The sequence below is a fragment of the Mycobacterium sp. ITM-2016-00318 genome, assembly GCF_002968285.2.
Taxonomy (GTDB): Bacteria; Actinomycetota; Actinomycetes; order Mycobacteriales; family Mycobacteriaceae; genus Mycobacterium.
The window spans coordinates 558,536-582,633 of the sequence record NZ_CP134400.1; the positions used below are offsets into that span (position 1 = coordinate 558,536).

Consider the following 24,098-nt stretch of genomic DNA (forward strand, 5'->3'; position numbering starts at 1 on the left):
CGTCAGCGGGCGAGCGCGGCGACGGCTTCGGTGACCGCCGTCCCGCCCGAGATGAGGTCGAAGCTCCGGCCCGCGGTGCGCGGCTCGTCGAGCACGGCGACGAGAACCGCCGCGACGTCTTCGCGGGGGACGCTGCCACGAGCCGTCGACTCGGCGACCGTCACCCGACCTGTGCCGGCGTCGTTGGTCAGCGCGCCCGGTCGCACGATGGTCCATTTCAATCCGGCTCGGCCCCGAATCGCCTCGTCCGCAGCACCTTTCGCGCGTAGATACACCTGAAACACCTGCTCCTCGGCGGTGGCCCGGGGATCGGCGGCCATCGCGGAGACCATCACGTACCGTTCGACTCCCGCTGCTTCGGCCGCGTCGGCCAGCAGGATCGCCGCGTCGCGGTCGACGGTGTCCTTGCGCGCGGCTCCGCTGCCCGGGCCTGCGCCTGCGGCGAAGACGACGGCGTCTGCGCCACGCAAATGCCCGGCCACCTCGTCGACCGACGCCTTCTCGAGGTCCACGACCAGCGCTTCGGCGCCGGCGTCTGCCAGATCGCCTGCTTGGGCCGGGTTCCTGATGAAACCGGCGACCGAGTCGCCGCGTGCCGACAACAGCCGCTCGAGGATCAACGCGATCTGTCCGTGTCCGCCTGCGATCACTATGCGCATCTGTAGAGGCTCGCCGATATCGGGGAGTACGGCAATGTCCTGCGGGCGTGCCGGTCGTCGTAGGCGGATCTGTCGTCAGTCATCGGTGCGCGCCAGCGCCGGGGGCGGATCGGGCCGATTGGGGTCGCGCATGTACTCGTAGATCCGGCCGCCGAGCTTGATGTGGGACGTGAACCGGTAGGCGCTCAGCACAAGGACGAACAGCGACGCGAAAGCGACGAACAGTCCGGATCGCCAATCAGGCCACTGGGAGGCGAACATCAACAGCGTGCCACCGATGGCACCGGCCCAATAGCAGCGCCGCTGGATGGAAGCCGGAGACAGCGTTCTCGATCTCCACAGCGGGAACATGCCGCCGACGGCGCCGAGCAGGATCGCGGTCAGCCCGGCGTAGAACACCATTCTCGAGGGGTCCAATCGCGTCCCCCTACCAGCTTCCGCCGCCGCCGCCGGCCGAGTACAGCTTCGGGTCGAACAGCTTGCCGAAACGGCCGCCGAGATCGGAGCCCGCGAAGCCGCAGAGAAGCCCACCGATCACCGCTGCGGCGGCAGCGGTGTAGGGACCCCCATAGGAGCCGACCGCGGCGCCCGTCGCCATTCCGCCGAGGACGCTGCCGCCGACACCCCCGACAGCCTCGCCGAGCTCCTCGTTGCGGTTCATCCCGCCGGCAGACCATTCGTTGAGCGCGACGGCGAGTTGGGCGAGGTTGCCCGCCCAGCCCACTCGGCCGCCCCACTTCGAGAGGAGCTCGGCATCGACCTTCGACAGACCCGCTAACGCGTGTTCGCCGGTCTCCACCGACTTCCCGTATTGGCCGACGCCGGTGCCGATGCTGTCGGACAGCGAACCCATGCCCGAGATCAGCTTGCCGATGCCCTCCTCGGACACGCCGACGTTTCTGAGCTGCTGCTCGACCCGGTCGATGGCGATCGCGCGAGCCTGCGTATCGCAGCTGTCCAGGAACGCGGTCGCCGCGTCCGGTGACATCGGCGGACCGAACATGCCCGCTTCGAGCTTCTGTTGATAGTCCAATCGCACCTTCGCCTGCTGGCGCGCGTCGGTGCCGAGGATCGGGTCGACGGGCAGCGGTCCGACGAACCGGGACATGTTGTAGTCGCCGAGCCGCTCGCCCGCGTACTGCTTGGCATACGGGTTGGCGTTCGGATCGTTGACGATCCCGACGTCCCGCAAACGCGCTGCGGCAGCCTGCTTTTCCGGAGTCATCGGACCGTCGCTGTTCACGAGCGCCTCGTCGGCGGCGTGCTGGGTCTCGTCGTACCGCTTGGCGGCGCTGCCCGCCTCGTCCTGCGCGGACTGCTCGCCCTGGCCTTCGCCGCCCTCGATGGCGTCGGTGTCATAACCGTCGGCGGCCATGTCGATCTCGGCTTCGCGCAGTTTCGTGCCGTATGCCTCGCGGACGGCTGTCACCTCCCCGAGAGACCCTTTGGTGGCGTCGATCGCGGCCGCCTTCAGTGCCGACCAGTCGAGCTGCACGCCGTCGGCCTTGGCCTTGGCGATCTCGGCGGCGATGACGTTGTCGATCTGGACGAGGCGAGCGTTGAGGTTTCCGATCGAAACATGCCCGCTGCGTTGGGCTTCGGCGAGGGTAGCCGCGATGTTCTGCAGGTCTGCAGAGACTTTGGCCATCTGCTCCTTGCCGAGTTTCAGCCACTGCGTGGCGCGCCGGACTTCTTCTGCGTCGTTGATGGGGTGGGCGGGGTCGTCGCGGTCCCACGCCGCGTCGAATCGCTTCTTGGCCGCGTCGAACTCCTCGTCGGTCTCGGTCATGCATACGCCCGCGTTGCGGAACGACATGGCCAGCTCGCTGATCTCGCCGGGCGATCCGGCCTGGACGGTCTCGTCGGTGCGCCAGGGATCCCCTCCGGCTGCGCCGATGAGTTCTGGCACGCTCAGGTGGATCAGCTGCGGATACTCAGGCATCCGTGACGTTGGCGCCCTGCCCCGGCACCGCGTCGATCGCAGACCTGTTGCGGGCTTCGGTCTCGGAGAACGACACCGCGGCCTTGTGCGCCTTATCTCCGACGCCGGTGAGGGTCCGATGGTTGCCGCGCATCGCCTGCACGTGCGTTCGATGCCCGGCGGCCAGCGTGTTGTGGAAGGTGTGGGCGGCGTCGAAATCACCGAAGATCCCGGCGCGGATCGGGGCTTGAGCCAGCGCATCTGCACCGCTGCCCACAATTTGTCCGGCGTTGCGCGAGACATCGGCACCGTCCTTGAGGACGTCGGGTTCCACTCTCATTCGGCACTCCGGCAATTAGCTGACATCTTTGCTGCAAGCCTACCCCGGCCGCAGCGGTGCTCGGTGCGTCAACTGTGCAGGGTCCGGTGCAGGAACTCGAAGATCAGGGCTGACCGGAACGCTGTCTGCTTGTTGTCCGCCGCTCCGGCATGTCCGCCCTCGATGTTCTCGTAGTAGCGCACCTCGTGTCCGGCCGCCTCGAGTGCGGCGGTCATCTTGCGTGCGTGGCCGGGGTGCACCCGGTCGTCCCGCGTCGACGTGGTCATCAGCAGCGGTGGGTAGCTCCGGTCCGCCGAAATGTTCTGATAAGGCGAGTACTTCGAGATGAACTCCCAGTCGTCGGGGTCGTCGGGGTCGCCGTACTCGGCCACCCACGACGCGCCGGCCAACAGCAGGTGGAAGCGCCGCATGTCCAGCAGCGGCACACTGCAGACCAGCGCGCCGAACAACTCCGGGTACTGCGTCAGCATGATGCCCATCAGCAGGCCGCCGTTGCTGCCGCCCTGGGCGCCCAACTGTTCGACGGTGGTGATCCCGCTATGTACCAGATCCGCTGCGACCGCCGCGAAGTCCTCGGCGACCAGGTGGCGCCCCTCGCGCATCGCCTGGGTGTGCCAGCCTGGCCCGTACTCGCCTCCACCGCGGATGTTGGCCAGCACGTAGGTTCCGCCGCGCGCCAACCACAACCGCCCCGTGACGCCGTCGTATCCCGGCGTCCGCGAGACCTCGAACCCGCCATAGCCGCTCAGCAGCGTCGGTCCAGGCCCTTTGTCCTGTTGTCCCACAACGAAATAGGGAATCGCAGTGCCGTCCTTTGACGTGGCGAAATGCTGCGCGACCGCGATGCTGTCGGCGTCGAAGAACGACGGCGCGGATTTGATCAGCTCTAGCGGTCCCTCGACGGGACCGTGCAGTAGCCGTGACGGCGTGGTGAAACCACTGAAGTCCAGAAAGATCTCGTCGCCGAGGTCATCGGTGTCGACGATGACGGCGTTGGAGTTGTCCGGGATGCCGGGCACCGGCTCGATCGCCCAGCTACCGGGCGTCACCGTCTCGACGCGGCTCACGACGTCGGCGAGCGTGACGATGACCAGCTTGTCCTTTGTCCACGCGTAGTGGTTGAGGCTGGTGTGGTCGTCGGCTTCGAAGACCACCTGCAGATCCGCTGTGCCGGCGAGGAATTCGTCGTAGTCGGCGGCGATCAGCGAGCCGGCGCGGTAAGTGTCCGAGCCGGTGTACCAGTCGGTGCGCAGCTCGATGAGAAGCCAGTTGCGATGGGCCGACACGGTGGCGTCGGTCGGTGCGTCGATGCGAATGAGCTCACCGTCGCGGATCTCGTACACCTCGTCGTTGAAGAAGTCGACGGCGCGGTTGAGGAAGGTCCGCTCGAAGCCAGGCGTGTGGTCCCGCGTCGCCGCGACGAGCACATCGGTGCGCGAACCACTGAACAGCGTCTCGGCGTCGTCGAGCGGTGTTCCTCGGCGCCAGCGCTTGACCAGCCGCGGATAGCCGGACTCCGTCAGCGAGTCATCGCCCCAATCCGTGCCGATCAACACCGCGTTCTCGTCTTCCCAGCTGATCTGGGTCTTCGCCTCGGGCACCCGGAAGCCGTCGACAACGAATTGCTTTGTCCGCATGTCGAATTCACGAACGACAGCGGCGTCAGAGCCACCTCGCGACAACGTGACCAGCGCGAGGGAATGGTCGGGCTCGATGACGCGCGCGCCCGCCCACACCCAGTTCTCGTCCTCGGCGGAAGCCAACGCGTCGAGATCGATCACCCTCTCCCAGTCGGGTGCGTCGGTGCGGTAGCTGTCCAGCGTGGTGCGCCGCCACAGCCCGCGGGGATTCTCGGCGTCGCGCCAGTAGTTGTAGAGCCAGTCGCCACGGCGGCGGACGTACGGGATACGCGCGTCGGTGTCGAGCACCTCGAGCGCCTCGGTCTGCATCTGCTCGAAGCGTTCACCGCACAATTCCGCGAGCGTCGGCTCGTTGCGGCTGCGGACCCAGTCCAGCGCGTCCTCGCCGGTGATGTCTTCGAGCCAGAGGTACGGATCGGTCACCCCCACATTGTGCGTTCCCCCACGCCGAAACCGACATTTGGGCGCAGAAGTGCGAGTGCAGCCCACCATTTCGTCGATCTGGACTGGGTGAAGTCAGCTCGGGAGCCCTTTCTGGCATCCCTGTGTGATCGGGGGCACAATCGGCGTTGGGGCGCGCCCGTTCGACCGTCGAAGGAGTCAGTCATGACCGTTTTCTCACGCCCAGGTTCCGCCGACGCACTGATGGCCTACGAGTCTCGCTACGGCAACTTCATCGGCGGTGAGTGGGTGCCGCCTGCCGGCGGTGAGTACTTCGAGAACCCGACGCCGGTCACGGGTCAGGCGTTCTGCGAGGTCGCCCGTTCCACCGAGGCCGACATCGACAAGGCTCTCGACGCGGCGCACGGCGCGGCGACCGCATGGGGCAAGACCTCCGCGGGGGAGCGCGCCGTCATCCTCAACAAGATCGCCGACCGCATCGAGGAGAACCTCGACTCGATCGCGCTGGCCGAGGCGTGGGACAACGGCAAGCCGATCCGTGAGACGCTGGCCGCCGATATCCCGTTGGCGGTGGACCACTTTCGCTACTTTGCGGGCGCCATCCGCGCGCAGGAGGGCTCGCTGAGCCAGATCGACGACGACACCGTCGCCTACCACTTCCACGAACCGCTCGGGGTGGTCGGCCAGATCATCCCGTGGAACTTCCCGATCCTGATGGCCACCTGGAAACTCGCGCCCGCACTCGCGGCGGGCAACGCCGTGGTGCTCAAGCCCGCCGAGCAGACACCCGCGTCGATCCTGTACCTGATGTCGCTAATCGGCGACCTGCTGCCGCCGGGTGTCGTCAACGTGGTCAACGGTTTCGGAGCCGAGGCGGGCAAGCCGCTGGCATCGAGCAACCGCATCGCCAAGATCGCCTTCACCGGCGAGACGACGACGGGCCGGCTGATCATGCAGTACGCCAGCCAGAACCTCATCCCGGTCACGCTGGAACTCGGCGGCAAGAGCCCCAACATCTTCTTCTCCGACGTGATGGCCGCGGGGGACGACTTCCAGGACAAGGCGCTGGAAGGCTTCACGATGTTCGCGCTGAACCAGGGCGAGGTGTGCACCTGTCCGTCGCGCAGCCTGATCCAGTCCGACATCTACGACGAGTTCCTCGAGCTCGCCGCCATCCGCACCAAGGCCGTCCGGCAGGGCGACCCGCTGGACACCGAGACGATGATCGGCTCGCAGGCCTCCAACGACCAGCTGGAGAAGGTGTTGTCCTACATCGAGATCGGCAAGGACGAAGGCGCACGCGTGGTCACCGGCGGCGAGCGCGCCGAACTCGGCGGCGACCTCAACGGCGGCTACTACGTGCAGCCCACCATCTTCGAGGGCAACAACAAGATGCGGATCTTCCAGGAGGAGATCTTCGGTCCGGTGGTGGCGGTGACGTCATTCACCGACTACGACGACGCGATCTCGATCGCGAACAACACGCTCTACGGCCTCGGCGCCGGAGTGTGGAGCCGCGACGGCAACACCGCCTACCGCGCAGGCCGCGACATCAAGGCGGGCCGCGTCTGGACCAACTGCTATCACGCGTACCCCGCCCATGCGGCGTTCGGCGGCTACAAGCAGTCCGGCATCGGCCGCGAGAACCACAAGATGATGCTCGACCACTACCAGCAGACCAAGAACCTGCTGGTGAGCTACAGCAACAAGGCTCAGGGTTTCTTCTGATGACACAGCGAATTCGGCGCGCTAACGTGCGCTCAGCGTCGGTGAGCGCGCCGAAATCGCCAGACGGTCCGCCACCCAGAGCGCTCATCACCCGCGCGGCGGCCGACCTGCTGACCAAGCTGCAGGGCAGGCACGGCGCGCTGATGTTCCACCAGTCCGGCGGCTGCTGCGACGGGTCGTCGCCGATGTGCTATCCAGACGGCGACTTCATCGTCGGCGACCGCGACGTGCTGCTGGCCGTGCTCGACGTTGGCGATCCCGGGGTGCCGGTCTGGATCTCCGGCCCGCAGTTCGAGGCATGGAAGCACACGCAGCTGGTGATCGACGTGGTGCCCGGCCGCGGCGGCGGGTTCAGCGTCGAGGCGCCCGAGGGCATGCGGTTCCTGTCGCGGGGCCGGGCGTTCACCGAGGCCGAGAATCGTGCCCTGACCGCCACCCCGCCGGTGACCGGTGCCGAATACGAAAAAGGCATGCGGCCGGTCGAGAATGGAACACACATCGTCGCGCAAGCGATCGATGCCTGCCCGTTACCTGCCACGCCGAGTCGGTAAAGCCGCTACGCCTCCATCCGGCGTTATCGTCGAAAACGTGATACCCGTACCACGGGCTTGGATTCTCGCAAGCGCGATGCTTGTCGGCACCGCGGCGGGGCTGCTCGGCGGAATCGCGGCGATGAAGCTGGTCGACGCGACCGTCCGCCCCGATTTCGTCATCGCTCTCGTCGTCGGGGTGCCGAGCATCTTCGGCATGGTGCTGATCCTGTTCTCGCACCGCGCCTGGATGACGGCTCTTGGCGCATTCGTCCTCGCGATCGCGCCCGCATGGTTCGGCGCGCTCGCCGTGATCCAGGTGGTGCACGGTGCCTGAGCAGACCTACCGGGGAACCCACCGACACCGCGCACCGCTGGGCTGGCATCCGCCCCGGATGCAGCCGGAGTCGACCAACGGCTCGAACGGCCCTGACGGTGCCGAATCCGAACCGAAGACGGAGCCGACTGCGCCGTTCACGCCGACGTTCACCGGTGCGCTGCCCGCGCTCACCGAGGAAGCGCAGTCCGAGCCGCGGCCGGCGCTCGTCGAGGAGCCGGTCGCGCCGAGCCAGGACCAGTACCTCAAACGCTGGAGGCTCGTTCTCGTCGTCGCCGTGTCGTGGGTGCCGGCCGCGGCGGTCGGGCTCGGACTCTTCTACTGGTGGTTCAACTCGATCAACAAGACGCCCGCCGTGTTCATGGTGCTGGTCTACGTGGTCATGTGCATCGTTGCGGCGCTGATTGCGGCGATGGTGCCGGACAAGCCGGTGATGTCCGCGCTGAGCGTCGCATTGATGTCGGCGCCGTTCGCGTCGACTGCTGCGGCGGGGGTGCTGTACGGCGTCTACTTCTGCGATCACGCAAGCCGCTGTCTGATGGGCGTCATCCCCTACTAGGGTTGGCCGGGTGAGCCACTATGACGTCGTTGTTCTCGGAGCAGGCCCAGGCGGGTACGTCGCAGCGATCCGCGCCGCCCAGCTAGGGCTTAAGACCGCAGTCGTCGAACCCAAATACTGGGGCGGGGTGTGCCTTAACGTGGGCTGTATCCCGTCGAAGGCATTGCTGCGCAACGCCGAACTCGCGCACATCTTCACCAAGGAAGCCAAGCAGTTCGGCATCAGCGGGGAGGCCACGTTCGACTTCGGGGTCGCCTTCGACCGCAGCCGCAAGGTCGCCGACGGCCGGGTCGCCGGTGTGCACTTCCTGATGAAGAAGAACAAGATCACCGAGATCGGTGGCTACGGCAAGTTCACAGACGACCACACGCTCGAAGTCGACCTCAATGAAGGCGGCACCGAGACGGTGACCTTCGACAACGTCATCATCGCCACAGGCAGCAGCACCCGACTGGTACCCGGCACGTCGCTGTCGGAGAACGTGGTCACCTACGAGAAGCTGATCATGACGCGGGAACTGCCGAAGTCGATCGTCATCGCCGGGGCGGGCGCGATCGGTATGGAGTTCGGCTACGTGATGAAGAACTACGGAGTCGACGTCACCATCGTGGAGTTCCTCCCGCGCGCACTGCCCAACGAGGACGCCGAGGTGTCCAAGGAGATCGAGAAGCAGTTCAAGAAACTCGGCGTGAAGATCCTTACGGGCACCAAGGTCGAGGGAATCAAAGACGACGACGGCGGCGAGGTCCTTGTCACGGTGAGCAAGGACGGCAAGTCCGAGGAGATCAAGACCGAGAAGGTGCTGCAGGCGATCGGGTTCGCGCCCAACATCGAGGGCTACGGACTGGATAAGGCCGGTGTGCAGACCACCGAGCGCAAGGCCATCGGCATCGACGACTACATGCGCACCAACGTCCCGCACATCTATGCGATCGGCGACGTCACGGGCATGCTTCAGCTCGCTCACGTCGCCGAGGCGCAGGGCGTCGTCGCGGCCGAAACCATCGGCGGCGCAGACACATTGCCGCTGGGCGACTACCGGATGCTGCCGCGCGCCACGTTCTGCCAGCCCCAAGTGGCCAGCTTCGGACTCACCGAGGAGCAGGCCCGCGAAGAGGGCTACGACGTCAAGGTCGCCAAGTTCCCCTTCGCCGCGAACGCCAAGGCGCACGGTATGGGCGACCCGAGCGGTTTCGTGAAGCTGATCGCCGACGGGAAATACGGCGAGCTGATCGGCGGGCACCTCATCGGCCATGACGTCTCCGAGCTGCTGCCCGAGCTGACGCTGGCCCAGAAGTGGGACCTGACCGCCACCGAGCTGGCACGCAACGTGCACACCCACCCGACGATGTCCGAGGCGCTGCAGGAGTGCTTCCACGGGCTTGCCGGCCACATGATCAATTTCTGAACGTGGTTCAGACAGTCAGCACAGCGAGAGCGATCTGGGTCGCCGGTATTGGCGGGTTGATCGTCGGCCACATGCTGTGGCTTGCGGGTATCTCCATTGCCATCGCGACGCGCACGGTCAGCATCTGGGTTTTGGTGGTGGCGGCGGTGTCGTTCCTCGTCGGTATCGTCGCGGGCCTGCTGGGCTGGCGCGCCTATCAGCGGAAAAGCGAAGTGCTGGCGGCATTCCTGTGCGCGCTGCCGATATCGCCGGTGCTGCTGTCGCTGGTCGTCCTCGGCGTGACATACCTCTAGTCCGGGAAGTCCAGCGGCACGTTCAGCGTCGTGATGGTGGCCGCCAGCCCGTCATATTGCGCTGCCAGCATGCAGAATTCGATCAGCTGGGACTTGTTCAGGTGGCTGGCCAACGTCGCCCAGGTCTCCGGTGACACACCCCGGGTGACGACGAACTCGTCGGTGGCGGTGATCAGCGCCCGCTGCCGGTCGGTCAGCCCGTCGGCGTCGGGTCCCTCGAAGATCTTCGCCTGAAGTTCGGGCCCGAGCCCGCGCGTCCTCGCCAACCTGCGGTGCTGTTGCAGCTCGTACTCGCAGTCGCGCAGGTGGCCGACGCGCAGGATGACCACCTCGGCGTCGCGCACCGGAAGCTTGCTCAGCATGCCGAGCAACATCGCGCTGTAGGGTGCCCACGCGAGGAACAGCAGCTTGTGCTGACCCAGCACGGTGACGAGGCTGAACCGCGGCGCCCGGATAGCACGCGCGCCGAGCTTCGCGATCGCCCAGTTGACCGGCCCGAGTTCGCGGAAGCCGCCCGGTTCGATGCGTGCAGGCACGTTCATGACTGCCTCGCCAAGTACGGCGAGACCGTGCTGCGGTGCTCATCGATATCCAGTGCACGGCCGAGTGCCGGGAACGCGCGCTGCGGACAGTTGTCCCGTTCGCATACCCGGCAGCCCGCCCCGATCGGTGTGGCGATGTCGCCCGACAAGTCGAGTCCCTCCGAGTAGACGAGCCGGTGTGCGTGCCGAAGTTCGCAGCCGAGCCCGATGGCAAATGTCTTGCCTGGCTGACCATATCGCGATGCGCGGCGTTCGACTGTGCGCGCCACCCACAGGTAGCTGCGGCCGTCGGGCATCTGCGCGATCTGCACCAGGATCTTGCCCGGGTTGGCAAAGGTCTCGTAGACGTTCCACAGCGGACAGGTGCCGCCGCTGGACGAGAAGTGAAAACCCGTGGCGGACTGGCGCTTCGACATGTTGCCCGCCTTGTCCACGCGGACGAACGAGAACGGCACCCCGCGCATCGAGGGCCGCTGCAGCGTCGACAGCCGGTGCGCGATCGTCTCATAGCTGACCGCATAGAACGCCGAGAGCCGCTCGGCGTCGTAGCGGAACTTCTCGGCGACCTCGTGAAACTGCGCGTACGGCAGCACGGTCGCCGCGGCGAAGTAGTTGGCGAGGCCGAGCCTGGCCAGCCTCGTCGACTCCTCGCTGGTGAACTTGCCTTCGGTGACCAGCTTGTCGATCAGCCCGCCGAACTCGAGGTAGGCCAGCTCGGCGGCCATTTTGAAGACCTGCTGGCCCGACGAGAGGTGGCTGCCCATCTCGAGCCTGCGCGTCGCAGGGTCGTAGCGGTGCAGCACGGTGTCGCCGAGGTCGCTTCGGGCCACGATGCGCACACCGTGCACGGCCTTGAGTCGATCCGATAGATCTCGGGCGAGGTCGCCGCGGTGCATGCGCAGGTCGATCGTCAGATCCTCGGCGGCGGTATCGAGCTCGTGCAGATAGTTCTGCCGCTGATAGAAGTAGTCGCGCACCTCCTCGTGCGGCATCGTGATCGAGCCCGAGCCGCTGCCGTCGGAGAACCGGTCCTCGGTCGCGGCGGCCAGCTGCGTGGTGGTGAGCTGATAGCGCCGATGCAGGTTCACCATCGCCCGCGCCAGCGTGGGGTGAGCGTTGACGATGTCGGCGATCTCGGCGGGGTCGACGTCGATGTCGCGGTCCATCGTCACCTCGCGCAGCTCGGCGACCAGACGGGTGTCGTCCTGTGAGGCGAAGAAGGTGGCGTCCACGCCGAACACCTCGGTGATCCGCAACAGCACCGCGACCGTCAGCGGCCGCACCTCGTGCTCGATCTGGTTGAGGTAGCTCGGCGAGATGTCCAGCGTCTGGGCCAGCGCGGCCTGGCTGAAGCCCCGCTCGTTGCGCAGCTGCCTGACCCGTGAACCGACGAAGGTTTTGGCCACGTCAGAAAGCATAACCAGAATGTGAAGAACGCCTTCGCAGTCTTGGCAGTCAGGCGGGTTGTGGCAGTATCTGCAACCGTGAGTGCCAAGGAAGCGGCCGCCAGCGGTTTGGCGAAGGCTCTGATGCCCGTGCCGGACCCGCATCCCGACGTTTTCGATGTGCAATGGCCACTGCGGGTCGGCGACATCGACCGGTACGGACGTCTGCGGTTCGACGCAGCGACCCGCCACATCCAGGACATCGGCTCAGACCACCTGCGGGAACTCGGTTTCGAGGAGACACACCCGCTGTGGATCGTCCGGCGCACGATGATCGACATGATCGAGCCGATCGAATTCCAGGACATGCTGCGCCTGCGTCGATGGTGTTCCGGAACGTCGAATCGCTGGTGTGAGATGCGGGTGCGCATCGACGGCCGCAAGGGCGGTCTCGTCGAGTCCGAGGCGTTCTGGATCAACATCAACCGGGAGACCCAGGGCCCCGCGCGCATCGCCGACGACTTCATCGAGGGCCTGCGGCGCACGACGGGCGAGGGCCGGCTGAGGTGGAAAGCGTATCTGACGGCCGGTAGCCGCGAAGATGCGGCGGAGATTCGTGATTACCCGGTGCGCGTCAGCGACATCGACATTTTCGATCACATGAACAACTCGGTCTACTGGACGGTCATCGAGGATTACCTCTACAGCCATCTGGAACTGGTGAAGTCTCCGCTGCGGGTGACCATCGAACACGACGCAGCGGTTGCGCTCGGCGACAAGCTCGAGATCGTCAAGCATGTCCATCCCGCGGGATCGACCCAGCAGTTCGGCCCAGAACTGACCGATCGCACTGTTACAACGCTCACATACCTGGTCGGTGACGAGACGAAAGCCGTCGCCGCCATCTTCTCGCTGTAGCTCCCGCCGTTTAACAGTACGACCGTACTGACCTGCGGAAATCGGCTACCGGTCGGTAACTACTGAACCGGTTAAGCCGTTTCTTTTCTTCGCAACCTTTGCAAGTTATAGACGGCCGTTAACGAAAATTGGCAAGGAGCGCGGCTGGACCTGCACATATAGCGCGGTGCATTATCGGATTAACACAACAGCAAAGTTGCTTGAGCGTTAACAAGCTGGGAACTCCAGCGACGCCGCAGCGATGATTACGAAAGAAGTGAAGGAGCACCCGATGTCCGCCGTTGGCACACCGAAATCAGCTGAGCAGATACAGCACGACTGGGACACCAACCCGCGCTGGAAGGGCATCGAACGCACCTATACCCCCGCCGACGTGGTGGCGCTGCAGGGTTCCGTCGTCGAGGAGGCCACCCTGGCCCGCCGCGGCGCCGAAGTGCTCTGGGAGCAGCTGCACGACCTGGAGTTCGTCAACGCGCTCGGCGCGCTGACCGGAAACATGGCCGTCCAGCAGGTCCGCGCCGGCCTGAAAGCCATCTACCTGTCGGGTTGGCAGGTCGCCGGTGACGCGAACCTGTCCGGCCACACCTATCCCGACCAGAGCCTGTACCCGGCCAACTCGGTGCCGCAGGTCGTGCGCCGCATCAACAACGCGCTGCTGCGCGCCGACGAGATCGCCAAGGTCGAGGCCGACACCTCGGTGGAGAACTGGCTGGCGCCGATCGTCGCCGACGGCGAGGCCGGCTTCGGCGGTGCCCTCAACGTCTACGAGCTGCAGAAGGCGATGATCGCCGCAGGCGTCGCGGGCTCGCACTGGGAGGACCAGCTGGCCTCGGAGAAGAAGTGCGGCCACCTCGGCGGCAAGGTGCTCATCCCGACCCAGCAGCACATCCGCACGCTGACCTCGGCCCGGTTGGCCGCCGACGTCGCCGACGTGCCGACGGTCGTCATCGCCCGCACCGACGCCGAAGCGGCCACGCTGATAACGAGCGACGTGGACGAGCGCGATCAGCCGTTCATCACCGGGGAGCGCACCAAGGAAGGGTTCTACCGGGTCAAGAACGGCCTGGAGCCCTGCATCGCGCGAGCCAAGGCCTACGCGCCGTACTCCGACCTGATCTGGATGGAGACCGGCACGCCGGACCTGGAGCTGGCGGCGAAGTTCGCCGAGGGCGTCAAGTCTGAGTTCCCAGACCAGCTGCTGGCCTACAACTGCTCGCCGTCGTTCAACTGGAAGAAGCACTTGGACGACTCGACGATCGCGAAGTTCCAGAAGGAGCTCGGGTCGATGGGCTTCAAGTTCCAGTTCATCACGCTGGCCGGCTTCCACGCACTCAACTACTCGATGTTCGATCTGGCCTACGGGTACGCCCGCAACCAGATGAGCGCCTACGTCGAGCTGCAGGAGCGCGAATTCGCGGCCGAGGAGCGCGGTTACACCGCAACCAAGCACCAGCGCGAGGTCGGTGCCGGTTACTTCGACCGGATCGCCACCACGGTCGACCCGACGTCGTCGACGACCGCGCTGACGGGTTCGACCGAAGAAGGCCAGTTCCACTGAGCCGATAGCTGCGCGAGCAGACGTAAAAGTCCCCCACGTCTCGGCGTGTCGGGGACTTTTGCGACTGCTCGCCAGTGGGGTAGAAAGTGTGACTTGTGAGCATTGAACGGGTAGGCGTCGTCGGCGGTGGCCAAATGGGCTCGGGCATCGCGGAGGTGTCGGCGAAGGCCGGCGCTCACGTGATCGTCTTCGAGCCGACCGAGGAGCTCGCCGAGGCCGGAAGCAAGCGCGTCACCGGATCATTGGAGCGCGCGACGAGCAAGGGCAAACTCTCGGAGAGCGATCGCGACGCCGCGCTGGGCCGGCTGTCGTTCACCACCAGCCTCGCCGACATGTCCGATCGTCAGCTCGTGATCGAAGCCGTCGTCGAGGACGAGGCCGTCAAGGGCAAGATCTTCGCCCAGCTCGACGAGCTGATCACCGATCCCGATGCGGTGCTCGCGTCGAACACCTCCAGCATCCCGATCATGAAAATTGCTGCGGCGACGAAGAATCCGGGCCGCGTGCTCGGTCTGCACTTCTTCAATCCGGTGCCGGTGCTGCCGCTGGTCGAGCTGGTCAGCACACTGGTCACCTCCGAAGAGGCGTTGGCGCGCACAGAAGAGTTCGCGAGCGGCCTGCTCGGCAAGAAGGTGGTGCGCTGCGGCGACCGCTCCGGCTTCATCGTCAACGCCTTGTTGGTGCCCTATCTGCTCTCCGCCATCCGGATGGCCGAAGCAGGCGTGGCGACGGTGGAGGACATCGACACGGCGGTGGTGGCCGGGCTGTCCCATCCGATGGGCCCGCTGCGGTTGTCGGACCTCATCGGCCTCGACACGATGAAGCTCATCGCGGACTCGATGTACGACGAGTACAAGGAGCCCGGCTACGCTCCGCCGCCTCTGCTGCTGCGGATGGTCGAGGCGGGTCAACTCGGCAAGAAGTCCGGCAAAGGCTTCTACTCCTACTGAGCAGCGGACCGTCTCGCGCGCTAAGCCTTGGCCAGACGCTTCTTCTCCGCCTCGACATCGAAATCTGCAGGCGGCCATGACAAATCGAGCCCTTCGAGCGCCTCTATCAGCAACTCCAGAATCGCCAGCCTGCTGTACCACTTGTGGTCACACGGCACGACGTGCCACGGTGCGTAGTCGGTCGACGTCTTTTCGAGCATCTCCTGGTAGGCATCCACGTACTGCGGCCACAACAAGCGCTCGTCGACGTCGCCGGGGTTGTACTTCCAGTACTTGTCGGGCCGCCCGAGTCGCTTGGTCAGCCGCTTCTTCTGCTCCTCCAGCGAGACGAACATCGCGACCTTGATGATGTTCGTACCTTCGTCGACGAGAGTCTTCTCGAACCGGTTGATCTCCTCGTAGCGCTTACCCCACACCTCGGGCGGCACCATGTTATGCACGCGCACCACCAGCACGTCCTCGTAGTGGGACCGGTCGAACACGCCGATGTTGCCGGCCGGTGGCAGCGCACGCCTGATCCGCCACAGGTATTTGTGTTTGCGTTCCTCTTTGGTAGGCACCCCGAACGCGGTGTACCTGATGCCCTGCGGATTGGCCGCGCCAACAACATATTTGACGATCCCGCCCTTGCCGGCAGTGTCCATGCCCTGCAGTACTAGCAGCAGTGACCTGTTGTCGCCTGCGCCCTTGCTGTTGGCGTAGAGCATTTCCTGCAATTCGGCGAATCGCTTGTTGCGCTTCGGTTGCACCGCCTCGGCATCGGCCTTCTTGCCCTTGAATCCCGGGGTGGCGCTGGTGTCGACGTCGGACACCAGCGCGCCCTGCCGATACACCAGATGGTCGTGCGGTTCGTGGGTCCACAGTTCGGGTAGTTCGGTCGAGGTACTCATCTCTTGAGCAACTGTGGCGGAAGAAGCGGCGACGGGTGTGGCATTCCCCGGAATTCCTCCAGGGAGCCGCCCACCTCGACGATGCCGCACAGGGCATTCCACGACAGCATCGTCAGATAGTCGATCAGCTCGTCGCTGCTCATCCGCGGATGCGACATCCACGAGTGCGTGGCCAGCTGCACGCCGCCGACGGTGTGGTAGGCCCACGGCTCGACACCGCCGGTATCCATGCCGACAGCGTTCATCTGCCTGCGCAGCATGACCGCCAGCATGCGGGCGATGATCTCCTCGCTGTTGGCGATGACCTTGTTCTTGCTCGCCGAGTTGTTCGCCATCACGAAGCGGTAGGGCTCGGGTTCGGCCGCGACCGTCTCGACGTAGACCTTGATGACCTCGCGGGTCAGGTCGTAACCCTGCAGGTTGGATGAGAGCGCGGCGGCCATGTTGGGGATCAGCGTGGTCTGGGCGAACCGCATCATCACCGCGGTCGTCAGGTCGTTCTTGTCGACGAAATAGCGGTAGAGGACCGTCTTCGAGACGCCGATTTCGGCGGCGATCTCATCCATGCTGACGTTGCTGCCGCGTCGCCGAATGGCCACCAGCGTGCCGTCCACCAGCTCATTGCGGCGCTCCACCTTGTGTTGGTGCCAGCGCCGCTTTCGGCCATCGGTCTTGACCGCCGCCTGCGGAGTCTGCTGTGCCACTATCGCGCTAGTCCGTTCGTCTAGATCAACTCGATACTACGGCGAATGATCACTGCATCGCCGATGGGCACGGCCGACACTCCACGATGTAGCGGATGATGGAGAAGTGGCACACAGACCCGACGCAGGATCCAGCGGTTTGCAGGCACTTCCTGCGCCGCAGGCGGACCGGCTGAGCTTCGCGGACTCGCTGGCCGGCGCCGACAGCGCCGCCGACGAGGAACGCCGCAGCGGACTGCGACGGATGAAGCTCGTCGCGCTGAGCTTCCTCGTCGGTGCGACCGTGCTCTTCCTGTTCTGCCGGTGGGCCGAAGCCAACGGCGCCGGCGCGTGGGCCGGTTACGTCGCCGCCGCCTCGGAGGCCGGCATGGTGGGCGCGCTGGCCGACTGGTTCGCGGTGACCGCGCTGTTCAAGCACCCGCTGGGCATCCCGATCCCGCACACCGCGATCATCAAACGCAAGAAGGACCAGCTGGGCGAGGGGCTCGGCGCCTTCGTCCGGGAGAACTTCATGTCGCCGGAGGTCGTGGAGACCAAGCTGCGCGACGCGGAGGTGGCCGGCCGGTTGGGTAAGTGGCTGTCGGAGCCTGCGCACGCCGAGCGGGTGGCCGCCGAGGCATCCACGGCGTTGCGGGTGCTGGTGGAGATGTTGCGCGACGAGGACGTCCAGGCGGTGCTGGACAGGATGATCGTCAAGCGGATCGCCGAGCCGCAGTGGGGGCCGCCGATCGGTCGTGTCCTATCTACCCTGCTTCAGGAGCGCAGGCAGGAGGCGCTGCTGCAACTGCTCGCCGACCGCGCCTTCCAGTGGTCGCTCAACGCCGGTGAAATCATCGAGCGGGTGGTGGAGCGTGACTCGCCGACCTGGTCGCCGCGCTGGGTCGACCACCTCGTCGGCGACCGCATTCACCGTGAGCTGATGGACTTCACCGACAAGGTGCGGCGCAATCCCGATCACGAACTGCGCCGCTCGGCCACCCGCTTTCTGTTCGAGTTCGCCGACGACCTGCAGCACGACGAGACGACGATCGGCAAGGCCGAAAACGTCAAGAACCAGATCATGGCCCGCGACGAGGTCGCCCGCGCAGCCGAGACGGCATGGAATGCCGCCAAGCGGATCTTCCTCGAATCGGTCGACGACCCGTCGTCGGCCCTGCGCGCCCGCATCGCGGACTCCGCGGTGCACATCGGGGAGTCGCTGCGCGACGACGCCGACCTACGCGACAAGGTGGACAACTGGATCATCAGGGCGGCTCAGCACCTGGTCGGCCAATATGGGGCGGAGATCACAACGATCATCACCGACACGATCGAGCGGTGGGACGCCGACGAAGCCAGCCGACGCATCGAACTCCATGTCGGCCGTGACCTGCAATTCATCAGGATCAACGGCACCGTGGTGGGCGCCCTGGCGGGCCTGGCCATCTATTCGATAGCCCAGCTACTCTTCTGACCTGCGCTAACTAGTGCTTGCAAAAGTTAGCACCCCCATCGTACGGTGGTGTCGTCGCAACGAATAACCGAGGCACCGAGGGGGTAACCCATGTCGCAGGACGAGAAGCTCGTCGATGTGGTCTCCAGCGCTGCGCAGGACATCGGGAGCTTCATCCGGTCCCAGCGTGAGGCGGCTCAGGTATCGGTGCGGCAGCTGGCCGAGAAGGCCGGCGTGAGCAATCCCTATCTCAGCCAGATCGAGCGGGGATTGCGCAAGCCCTCGGCCGATGTGCTGAGCCAGATCGCCAAGGCGTTGCGGGTCTCTGCGGAGGTGCTCTACATCAGGGCCGGAATCCTGGAGCCCAGTGAGGCCAACGAGGTGCGCGACGCGATCATCACCGACACGGCGATCACCGAGCGGCAGAAGCAGGTGCTGCTCGACATCTACACATCGTTTTGTGAGCAGAATGAGGCTTCCCTTGTCATAGAAGACGGGCCATCACGTGAGGAGCCGACGACTGACTGAGACAAGACGAACCGCTGTTCAGACGACCGAGTGAAATCAGTGAAAGGAATTACCGACATGGCGAAGAAGACTGCCAAACCCACCAATACTCAGCCGACCGTTGACGACCTGAAGGCCCCGCTGCTCGCCGCGGTCGGTGCCGCGGATCTCGCGCTCGAGCGGGTCAACGAGATCGTCGCGACGCTTCGCGACCGTGCAGGCGAGGCTCGCACCGACGCCGAGGCGCGCGTCGGGGAGAGCCGTGCCCGAATCACCAAGCTGCAGGAGGACCTGCCGAACCAGTTCGGTGACCTGCGCGACCGGCTGAGCAGCGAGGAACTGCGTAAGTTCGCCGAAACCTATGCCGAGACCGCGCAGACCACCTACAACAAACTCATCGAGCGCGGTGAGGTCGCCCTCGAGCGGCTTCGGAACCAGCCCGCCCTCGAAGAGGCCGCCGGACGCGTGCAGACCCGCACCGACCAGGCCGTCGAGCTGACCCAAGAAGCGCTGGGCAACGTTGCTTCGCAGACCCGCGCGGTCGGCGAGCGCGCCGCCAAGCTGGTCGGCGTTGAGCTGCCCAAGAAGGCGCAGAAGGGCGCGGCGCCGGTGAAGAACGCCGCCAAGAAGGCGCCGGCCAAGAAGACCCCGGCCAAGAAGGCTCCCGCCAAGAAGGCGCCGGCCAAGAAGGTCACCCAGAAGTAAATTCGACGCCAACGGTGGCGCCCGCTTAGGCTGGTGAGGTGATCCTTGCCGACCTAGCGGGCGTCATTGTTTTGGTCCTCGTCGTTGCTGCATTCGCCGTGGCCGCCTACGCCTTCGTCCATGCAGCCATGCAGAGGCCCGACGCGTACACCGCGGCAGGCAAGCTCACCAAGCCGGTCTGGTTGATGATCATCGGGGGCAGCGTGCTTCTGCTGCTGGTGTTCCGCGATCCCTTCGGCGCCGCGATCGCCGCCGTCGCCTCGGGCATCTATCTCGTCGACGTCCGCCCCAAGATCCTCGATATCCAGGGAAAGTCGCGGTAGTTCGATGCGCCGTATCGTTGCCGCCTCGGCGGCGGCCATGACCGCTGCCCTCATCCTCGCCGGAACCGCCACGGCCGACACCGTGCCCGGCCCGCCCTACGTCGCACAGGCCGAATGGGCCAAGTGGGCCGACTTGTCCAGTCTCCGTGTGTATCCCACCGACGCCGCACGCGTCGCGTCGGCCCAGACCGGCACCACCGCTGCGGCCGACGAGGCCTGGACCGAAGTGCTGACACTGTCGCCCGACGCCGACATCCCCGGGATGCGCGAGCAGTTCATGTGCCACTGGTCCTACGCCGAACTGGCTTACCCCGGTAAGTCCAGCTGGAATCTCGAACCGTGGCGGCCCGAGGTCTCCGGCGACGAGATGGTGGCCGCACACTGCAATCCCGGCGGCACAGAAGAACCGTTCTAGTGGCGCAGACGTTGCACCGCGACGATGTCGCCGCGGTGGTCGACCACACGCTGCTCAAACCCGAAGCGACGCAACGCGATGTGACGGCGCTGGTGTCCGAGGCCGCCGAGCTCGGCGTCTACTGCGTGTGCGTATCTCCGTCGTCGGTGGCGGTCGCAATGATGTCGGCGCCGGCAGGTCTGCACATCGCCTCGGTGGTCGGTTTCCCATCGGGCAAGCATCTTTCGGCGATCAAGGCGGCCGAGGCAGCCCACGCCGTCGCGGCGGGCGCCGACGAGATCGACATGGTAATCGACGTCGGATCCGCGGTGGCCGGCGAATTCGACGCTGTCCGTGCCGATGTCGCCGCAGTACGCGCCGCCGTTCCCGGCGCCGTGCTCAAGGTGATCGTCGAGTCGGCGGCGCTATTGGACCTTGCAGGCGAGGACACCCTCGCCGCAGCGTGCCGGTCTGTGGTCGACGCAGGCGCCGATTTCGTCAAGAGCTCCACCGGATTTCATCCCAGCGGGGGTGCATCGGTCCGAGCCGTCGAGCTGATGGCGGCGACCGTCGGACCCGGCGTCGGGGTCAAGGCCAGCGGCGGTATCCGCACCGCCGATGACGCCGTCGCGATGCTGAGCGCGGGCGCGACCCGGCTGGGGCTCTCCGGCACCCGCGCGGTGCTCGACGGGCTGGCCTAGGGTGAATGACCGCGCTTCACAACGCGGCTCGTTTCTCGCCGCTTGATCGTCGCGCGGCTAGAGGTTTGCGAAGCAGGGGTCGGTGTTGCCCTTGGGGATCGAGGCGTTACGGGTGGAGAAATGCGCGGACACCCCGTTGTCGCTGACCGTGACGTCGTCGGCCTTGACGCCGAGCGGATAGTCCTTGGTCAGCGTCGCCGAGAAGGCGTCGAGCGCGGGCTGCACCATCTCGCGAGGCAGGGTGAAGCCGAGGCCGTTCAGGCGGACCATCTGCAACGCGATACCGCCATCCTGCACCGTCGGCTTGGTGGTGACGCTGCTGCCGAGCGCGGCCTCCAGCTCGATGGTGCCGTCCGACGGATTGGTCTTCACGTCGGTGATGAAGCTGCCGATCACGGGGATGGCGTTCTGCACCGTCTGCTTGATGCCCTCGGCGGTCCAGGTGATCGTCGCGTCAAGGGCGCCGATGGTGCCCTTGGAGTCGCCGCTGTCCTGCAGCCGGACATCGTCGATATTGATCTGCGCCTTCATCCCTTTGGCCTCGCGGAGCTGGTTGCCCGCGGTCTCGATCGAGATGTTGCCGTAGTGCCCGGTCATGTGCTGGATCAGAAACGGGGACGCGCCGAACGAGACGGTGACGTCATCCTGCACCACGCATTCCGTGGCCGAGGCGACCACGTCGTCGGCCCGGCTGCGCGCGTAGAGCTCCGCGGCGAGCACGCCCGCGGCGACGAGTGCCACGACGATGACCACCACCAAGACGATGGTGAGCGGGTCGCGGAAGAGGTTTTTGACCTTCCCGGCCAGCGAGGAGTCCTTCTGCCCGGGGCCGCCGGGCGGGCCAGCCGGCTGACCCGGTAGGTTCGGCGGGTACTGCGGCGGGCGAGGCTCTTGCGGCGCTTGGCCAGGCTGGGGCTGGTTGGCCGGGCGAGCCCAGGGATCAGTCACGCCCGCGATTCTGCCCTATGAACATCAGCGAAGTCTGAGCGGTTGCGGAGCACCGCGATCGTGTCCCTGACCGAGGCCACCGTGTCGGTGTCGATATCGGTGACGAGCAGCGACGGTTCGGCGCCCTCAACGTCGAGAACCTCGCCGAGCGGGGAGGCCACCACGCTGCCGCCAACCCCGGTCGGCCCGATCGCGGCGATCTCGTCGCCGGGATACGCCTGACCGACGGCGGCGACGAAGCTGCCGGTGTCCAGCGCCCGTGCGCGGGCCAGCAGCGTCCACTGCTCGAGCTTGCCCGGCCCGGTGCCCCACGACGCATGCACGGTTATGACCTGCGCGCCGCGCCGCGCCAACTCGACATACAGCTCGGGGAAGCGGACGTCGTAGCAGAGCGTCAGCCCCACCCCGACCCCGTCGACGGTGATCACCACGGGTTCGTGACCGGGCGCGACGGTGCGCGACTCGGTGAAGCCGAACGCGTCGTACAGGTGAATCTTGTCGTAGTGCGCGTCCACCCCCGGCCCCGCTGCGATCAGCGTGTTGGTGACGCGCACCTGCCCGTCGTGTGAGTCGGCGGGCACGAACATCCCGGCGACCACAGTGATTCCCGCACCGGCCGCGATGGCCCGAACGCGGTCGGCCCACGGCCCGTCAAGCGGCTCGGCGACATCAGCCAGCGGCACCCCGAAGCGACACATGGTGGCCTCGGGGAACAGCACGAGGCCCGCGCCCGCGTCGGCGGCGCGACGGGTGTACTCCTCGACCAGGCCGAGGTTGGCCGCGGGCTCGGTGCCCGCCTGGATCTGCGCCAGCGCGATTCGCATGTGACCAGGGTAATGCCGGGATCACGGCCCCCAGGCTGGCCGATCCAGGGATGCGGACTTCTTGCCGAGTTTGCCGGACCGCACCTGCGCGGCGAGGCTGTCCAGGATCACCCGCGAGCTCATCAAAGCGGTCTGTTCGGCCCAGTCATAGGGCGGCGAGCACTCGACGACCTCGATGCCCGCCAAACCGGGCTCGGAGACCATCTTGACCAGGTTGAGCGCCTCGCGGGGCAGCAGCCCGCCCGGCTCCGGCCAACCGGTGCCGGGGACGAAGCCGGCGTCGATGACATCGATGTCGAACGACAGGTACACCGCCTTGGCGCCTTTCCAGGCGATCTCGAGCGCCATCTCGGCGATGTTCTCGACGCCCACGCGTTCCACGTCGCCGACGGTGATGACCGTCGACTTGCGGTCCCGGCCCACCTTCACGCCTTCCCGCGGGCTCTGCCAGCCGCCGATCCCTATCTGGACCAGGTTGGTCGCAGGGGCGTTCTTGATGTTGGTCGCGTGGAACCACGGGGTGGTGTGCATCCGCTCGTCGAGGTCGGTCTCCTGGGTATCGACGTGACGGTCGAAGTGGATGATGCCGATGTTGCCGTCCATGTACGGGGCGAGCCCGCGGACGGTGGGAAAGCCGATGGAGTGGTCGCCGCCGAGCACGATCGGCATCACGCCCTTCTGTGCGACGTGCGCCATCGCCTGGCTGATCTGGTCGAACGACTTCTCCAGATTGCCCGGAATGGTGAACACGTCACCGATGTCGACGATGTTGAGCTGCTCGCGCAGGTCGACGCCGGACTCGTAGTTGTAGGTGCCGAACAGGTTGGTCGAGCGCCGGATGCCCTGCGGGCCGAACCGGGTGCCGGGCCGGTAGGTGGCGCCGGCGTCCAGCGGCACGCCGAAGACGGCGACCTCGGCGTCGTCGACCTCGTTGACGTCCTCGATGAACGGACACTTCAGGAACGTGCCGCGTTCGCCGGCGAAGTGCGGCTTCTCGCCGCGGACGAATGTGGAGATGGTCCGGTCGTTGATGGTCGGCGCGGCCTCGAGGCCGAAGCTCAGACCACGCTCGATCTCCTCGCGCAGCCGGCGATCGCCGAGGTTCGCCTCGGCCTGCTGCGCCCAGGCACCTTCGGCGTTGAGGGGTGGATTGTCGCTGCCGTCTGCTCTTCGCCCGAGCGGCTCATCGGTGGTCACGGGGTGCTCCTCACGCGTCGTCTTGTCGCTTACCGGGTACGACGCACCTCGTCCGGGGAGTCCGTGGGGCTCCTGCTGTCCTATCTTGGCAGCGATCGGCGAACCCGCCACCGGAAGAAATCGCAACGAGCCGTTAACACGGTTCGCAATTCGCCGTAACGGGGCGGGGTTTGTCTGGCTGACGACTCACAAGCGGTTGTGAGGCGCGTCTAGGGTTCCGCCGATTCACGGGTCTGGTCCGAGAGACGCAGGCGGACGGCGACGAGGCCGGCTGTTCCACGGCGGGATAAAAGCCCGGGAGGC

At 66.1% G+C, this 24,098-nt stretch carries 26 protein-coding genes, 1 pseudogene and 2 riboswitches; of the genes and pseudogenes, 15 read left to right on the forward strand and 12 right to left on the reverse strand.

What is annotated here, in order from left to right; translation table 11 throughout:
* Positions 1-2 precede the first annotated feature (2 nt).
* The 5 genes from C6A82_RS02625 to C6A82_RS02645 all read right to left on the reverse strand — a co-directional run bounded on the left by C6A82_RS02625 (position 3) and on the right by C6A82_RS02645 (position 4,983).
* On the reverse strand, positions 3-659 hold the full coding sequence (locus tag C6A82_RS02625; protein WP_105346281.1) for an NAD(P)H-binding protein: 657 nt from the start codon (positions 657-659) through the stop codon (positions 3-5).
* Between the two features lie 75 nt (positions 660-734).
* Entirely contained in the window at positions 735-1,076 is a 342-nt protein-coding gene (locus tag C6A82_RS02630) for a hypothetical protein (RefSeq protein ID WP_142405986.1), read from the reverse strand.
* Between the two features lie 10 nt (positions 1,077-1,086).
* On the reverse strand, positions 1,087-2,601 hold the full coding sequence (locus C6A82_RS02635; protein ID WP_105346284.1) for a hypothetical protein: 1,515 nt from the start codon (positions 2,599-2,601) through the stop codon (positions 1,087-1,089).
* Positions 2,594-2,920 carry a DUF2563 family protein gene (locus tag C6A82_RS02640; RefSeq protein ID WP_105346285.1) on the reverse strand — a complete coding sequence of 109 codons (327 nt, stop codon included), beginning with the start codon at positions 2,918-2,920 and terminating at the stop codon, positions 2,594-2,596. Before C6A82_RS02640 ends, C6A82_RS02635 begins: the two co-directional genes overlap by 8 nt.
* 68 nt (positions 2,921-2,988) lie before the next feature.
* Positions 2,989-4,983, reverse strand: coding sequence for a prolyl oligopeptidase family protein (locus tag C6A82_RS02645; protein ID WP_396836770.1), 1,995 nt, complete (start codon positions 4,981-4,983; stop codon positions 2,989-2,991).
* A 183-nt stretch (positions 4,984-5,166) separates the two neighbouring features.
* Here C6A82_RS02645 and adh point away from each other — a divergent pair, with 183 nt between their 5' ends.
* Genes adh through C6A82_RS02675 form a run of 6 tightly spaced genes read left to right on the forward strand, consistent with a single transcriptional unit; the run spans position 5,167 to position 9,817 of the window.
* On the forward strand, positions 5,167-6,690 hold the full coding sequence (gene adh, locus C6A82_RS02650; protein ID WP_105346288.1) for an aldehyde dehydrogenase: 1,524 nt from the start codon (positions 5,167-5,169) through the stop codon (positions 6,688-6,690).
* 41 nt (positions 6,691-6,731) lie between these two features.
* Positions 6,732-7,241 carry a DUF779 domain-containing protein gene (locus C6A82_RS02655; RefSeq protein ID WP_105346431.1) on the forward strand — a complete coding sequence of 170 codons (510 nt, stop codon included), beginning with the start codon at positions 6,732-6,734 and terminating at the stop codon, positions 7,239-7,241.
* 37 nt (positions 7,242-7,278) lie between these two features.
* On the forward strand, positions 7,279-7,557 hold the full coding sequence (locus C6A82_RS02660) for a putative holin (protein WP_199193825.1): 279 nt from the start codon (positions 7,279-7,281) through the stop codon (positions 7,555-7,557).
* Positions 7,550-8,116 carry a hypothetical protein gene (locus C6A82_RS02665; protein ID WP_233216995.1) on the forward strand — a complete coding sequence of 189 codons (567 nt, stop codon included), beginning with the start codon at positions 7,550-7,552 and terminating at the stop codon, positions 8,114-8,116. Before C6A82_RS02660 ends, C6A82_RS02665 begins: the two co-directional genes overlap by 8 nt.
* 10 nt (positions 8,117-8,126) lie before the next feature.
* Positions 8,127-9,524, forward strand: coding sequence for a dihydrolipoyl dehydrogenase (gene lpdA / locus C6A82_RS02670; RefSeq protein ID WP_105346399.1), 1,398 nt, complete (start codon positions 8,127-8,129; stop codon positions 9,522-9,524).
* A gap of 2 nt (positions 9,525-9,526) precedes the next feature.
* Complete coding sequence (locus C6A82_RS02675) at positions 9,527-9,817, forward strand: hypothetical protein (RefSeq protein ID WP_105346400.1); 291 nt, start codon at positions 9,527-9,529, stop codon at positions 9,815-9,817.
* On the opposite strand, the gene C6A82_RS02680 is transcribed toward C6A82_RS02675, so the two are convergent.
* A complete protein-coding gene (locus C6A82_RS02680; RefSeq protein WP_105346402.1) occupies positions 9,814-10,359 on the reverse strand; it encodes a carboxymuconolactone decarboxylase family protein in 546 nt (181 codons plus the stop codon). The genes C6A82_RS02675 and C6A82_RS02680 overlap by 4 nt on opposite strands.
* Positions 10,356-11,765 (reverse strand): acetate metabolism transcriptional regulator RamB, encoded by a 1,410-nt coding sequence (ramB, locus tag C6A82_RS02685; RefSeq protein ID WP_105346403.1) that lies wholly within the window; start codon positions 11,763-11,765, stop codon positions 10,356-10,358. Before ramB ends, C6A82_RS02680 begins: the two co-directional genes overlap by 4 nt.
* A 123-nt stretch (positions 11,766-11,888) precedes the next feature.
* Between ramB and C6A82_RS02690 the strand changes: the two genes are divergently transcribed.
* The 3 genes from C6A82_RS02690 to C6A82_RS02700 all read left to right on the forward strand — a co-directional run bounded on the left by C6A82_RS02690 (position 11,889) and on the right by C6A82_RS02700 (position 15,170).
* Positions 11,889-12,662 (forward strand): acyl-[acyl-carrier-protein] thioesterase, encoded by a 774-nt coding sequence (locus tag C6A82_RS02690; protein ID WP_105346433.1) that lies wholly within the window; start codon positions 11,889-11,891, stop codon positions 12,660-12,662.
* 271 nt (positions 12,663-12,933) lie between these two features.
* The gene (gene aceA / locus C6A82_RS02695) at positions 12,934-14,220 is read left to right on the forward strand and encodes an isocitrate lyase (protein ID WP_105346435.1); all 1,287 of its coding nucleotides are present in this window, start codon (positions 12,934-12,936) and stop codon (positions 14,218-14,220) included.
* A gap of 95 nt (positions 14,221-14,315) precedes the next feature.
* Positions 14,316-15,170, forward strand: coding sequence for a 3-hydroxybutyryl-CoA dehydrogenase (locus C6A82_RS02700; protein ID WP_105346405.1), 855 nt, complete (start codon positions 14,316-14,318; stop codon positions 15,168-15,170).
* 20 nt (positions 15,171-15,190) lie between these two features.
* Here C6A82_RS02700 and C6A82_RS02705 read toward each other — a convergent pair whose 3' ends face one another.
* The gene (locus tag C6A82_RS02705; RefSeq protein WP_105346407.1) at positions 15,191-16,060 is read right to left on the reverse strand and encodes a polyphosphate kinase 2 family protein; all 870 of its coding nucleotides are present in this window, start codon (positions 16,058-16,060) and stop codon (positions 15,191-15,193) included.
* Entirely contained in the window at positions 16,057-16,764 is a 708-nt protein-coding gene (locus C6A82_RS02710) for a TetR/AcrR family transcriptional regulator (RefSeq protein WP_105346408.1), read from the reverse strand. Before C6A82_RS02710 ends, C6A82_RS02705 begins: the two co-directional genes overlap by 4 nt.
* A gap of 106 nt (positions 16,765-16,870) precedes the next feature.
* On the opposite strand from C6A82_RS02710, the gene C6A82_RS02715 reads away from it, so the two are divergent.
* The 6 genes and pseudogenes from C6A82_RS02715 to deoC all read left to right on the forward strand — a co-directional run bounded on the left by C6A82_RS02715 (position 16,871) and on the right by deoC (position 20,826).
* Positions 16,871-18,217, forward strand: a complete 1,347-nt coding sequence (locus C6A82_RS02715) for a DUF445 domain-containing protein (RefSeq protein ID WP_199193826.1) — start codon at positions 16,871-16,873, stop codon at positions 18,215-18,217.
* A gap of 90 nt (positions 18,218-18,307) precedes the next feature.
* Complete coding sequence (locus tag C6A82_RS02720; protein ID WP_105346410.1) at positions 18,308-18,724, forward strand: helix-turn-helix domain-containing protein; 417 nt, start codon at positions 18,308-18,310, stop codon at positions 18,722-18,724.
* 585 nt (positions 18,725-19,309) lie between these two features.
* Positions 19,310-19,390, forward strand: a pseudogene (locus tag C6A82_RS02725) (heparin-binding hemagglutinin); the annotation flags it as partial.
* Positions 19,391-19,446: 56 nt separating this feature from the next.
* Positions 19,447-19,731 carry a DUF2516 family protein gene (locus C6A82_RS02730; protein ID WP_105346414.1) on the forward strand — a complete coding sequence of 95 codons (285 nt, stop codon included), beginning with the start codon at positions 19,447-19,449 and terminating at the stop codon, positions 19,729-19,731.
* Positions 19,732-19,735: 4 nt separating this feature from the next.
* The gene (locus tag C6A82_RS02735) at positions 19,736-20,146 is read left to right on the forward strand and encodes a DUF2599 domain-containing protein (RefSeq protein WP_105346415.1); all 411 of its coding nucleotides are present in this window, start codon (positions 19,736-19,738) and stop codon (positions 20,144-20,146) included.
* Complete coding sequence (gene deoC / locus C6A82_RS02740; RefSeq protein ID WP_233216996.1) at positions 20,146-20,826, forward strand: deoxyribose-phosphate aldolase; 681 nt, start codon at positions 20,146-20,148, stop codon at positions 20,824-20,826. The genes C6A82_RS02735 and deoC overlap by 1 nt, the downstream gene beginning before the upstream one ends.
* Positions 20,827-20,883: 57 nt before the next feature.
* Here the strand turns inward: deoC and C6A82_RS02745 are convergent, their stop codons facing one another.
* From C6A82_RS02745 to C6A82_RS02755, 3 genes are read right to left on the reverse strand one after another with little or no spacing between them, the layout of a single operon-like run.
* Positions 20,884-21,774: a DUF2993 domain-containing protein gene (locus tag C6A82_RS02745; RefSeq protein WP_105346417.1), complete on the reverse strand. Its 891-nt coding sequence runs from the start codon at positions 21,772-21,774 to the stop codon at positions 20,884-20,886.
* The gene (locus tag C6A82_RS02750) at positions 21,771-22,598 is read right to left on the reverse strand and encodes a carbon-nitrogen hydrolase family protein (protein WP_105346418.1); all 828 of its coding nucleotides are present in this window, start codon (positions 22,596-22,598) and stop codon (positions 21,771-21,773) included. Before C6A82_RS02750 ends, C6A82_RS02745 begins: the two co-directional genes overlap by 4 nt.
* A 21-nt stretch (positions 22,599-22,619) precedes the next feature.
* Complete coding sequence (locus C6A82_RS02755) at positions 22,620-23,795, reverse strand: agmatinase family protein (RefSeq protein WP_105346439.1); 1,176 nt, start codon at positions 23,793-23,795, stop codon at positions 22,620-22,622.
* An 11-nt stretch (positions 23,796-23,806) separates the two neighbouring features.
* Positions 23,807-23,871, reverse strand: a riboswitch (guanidine-III (ykkC-III) riboswitch).
* 122 nt (positions 23,872-23,993) lie between these two features.
* Positions 23,994-24,098, forward strand: a riboswitch (guanidine-I (ykkC/yxkD leader).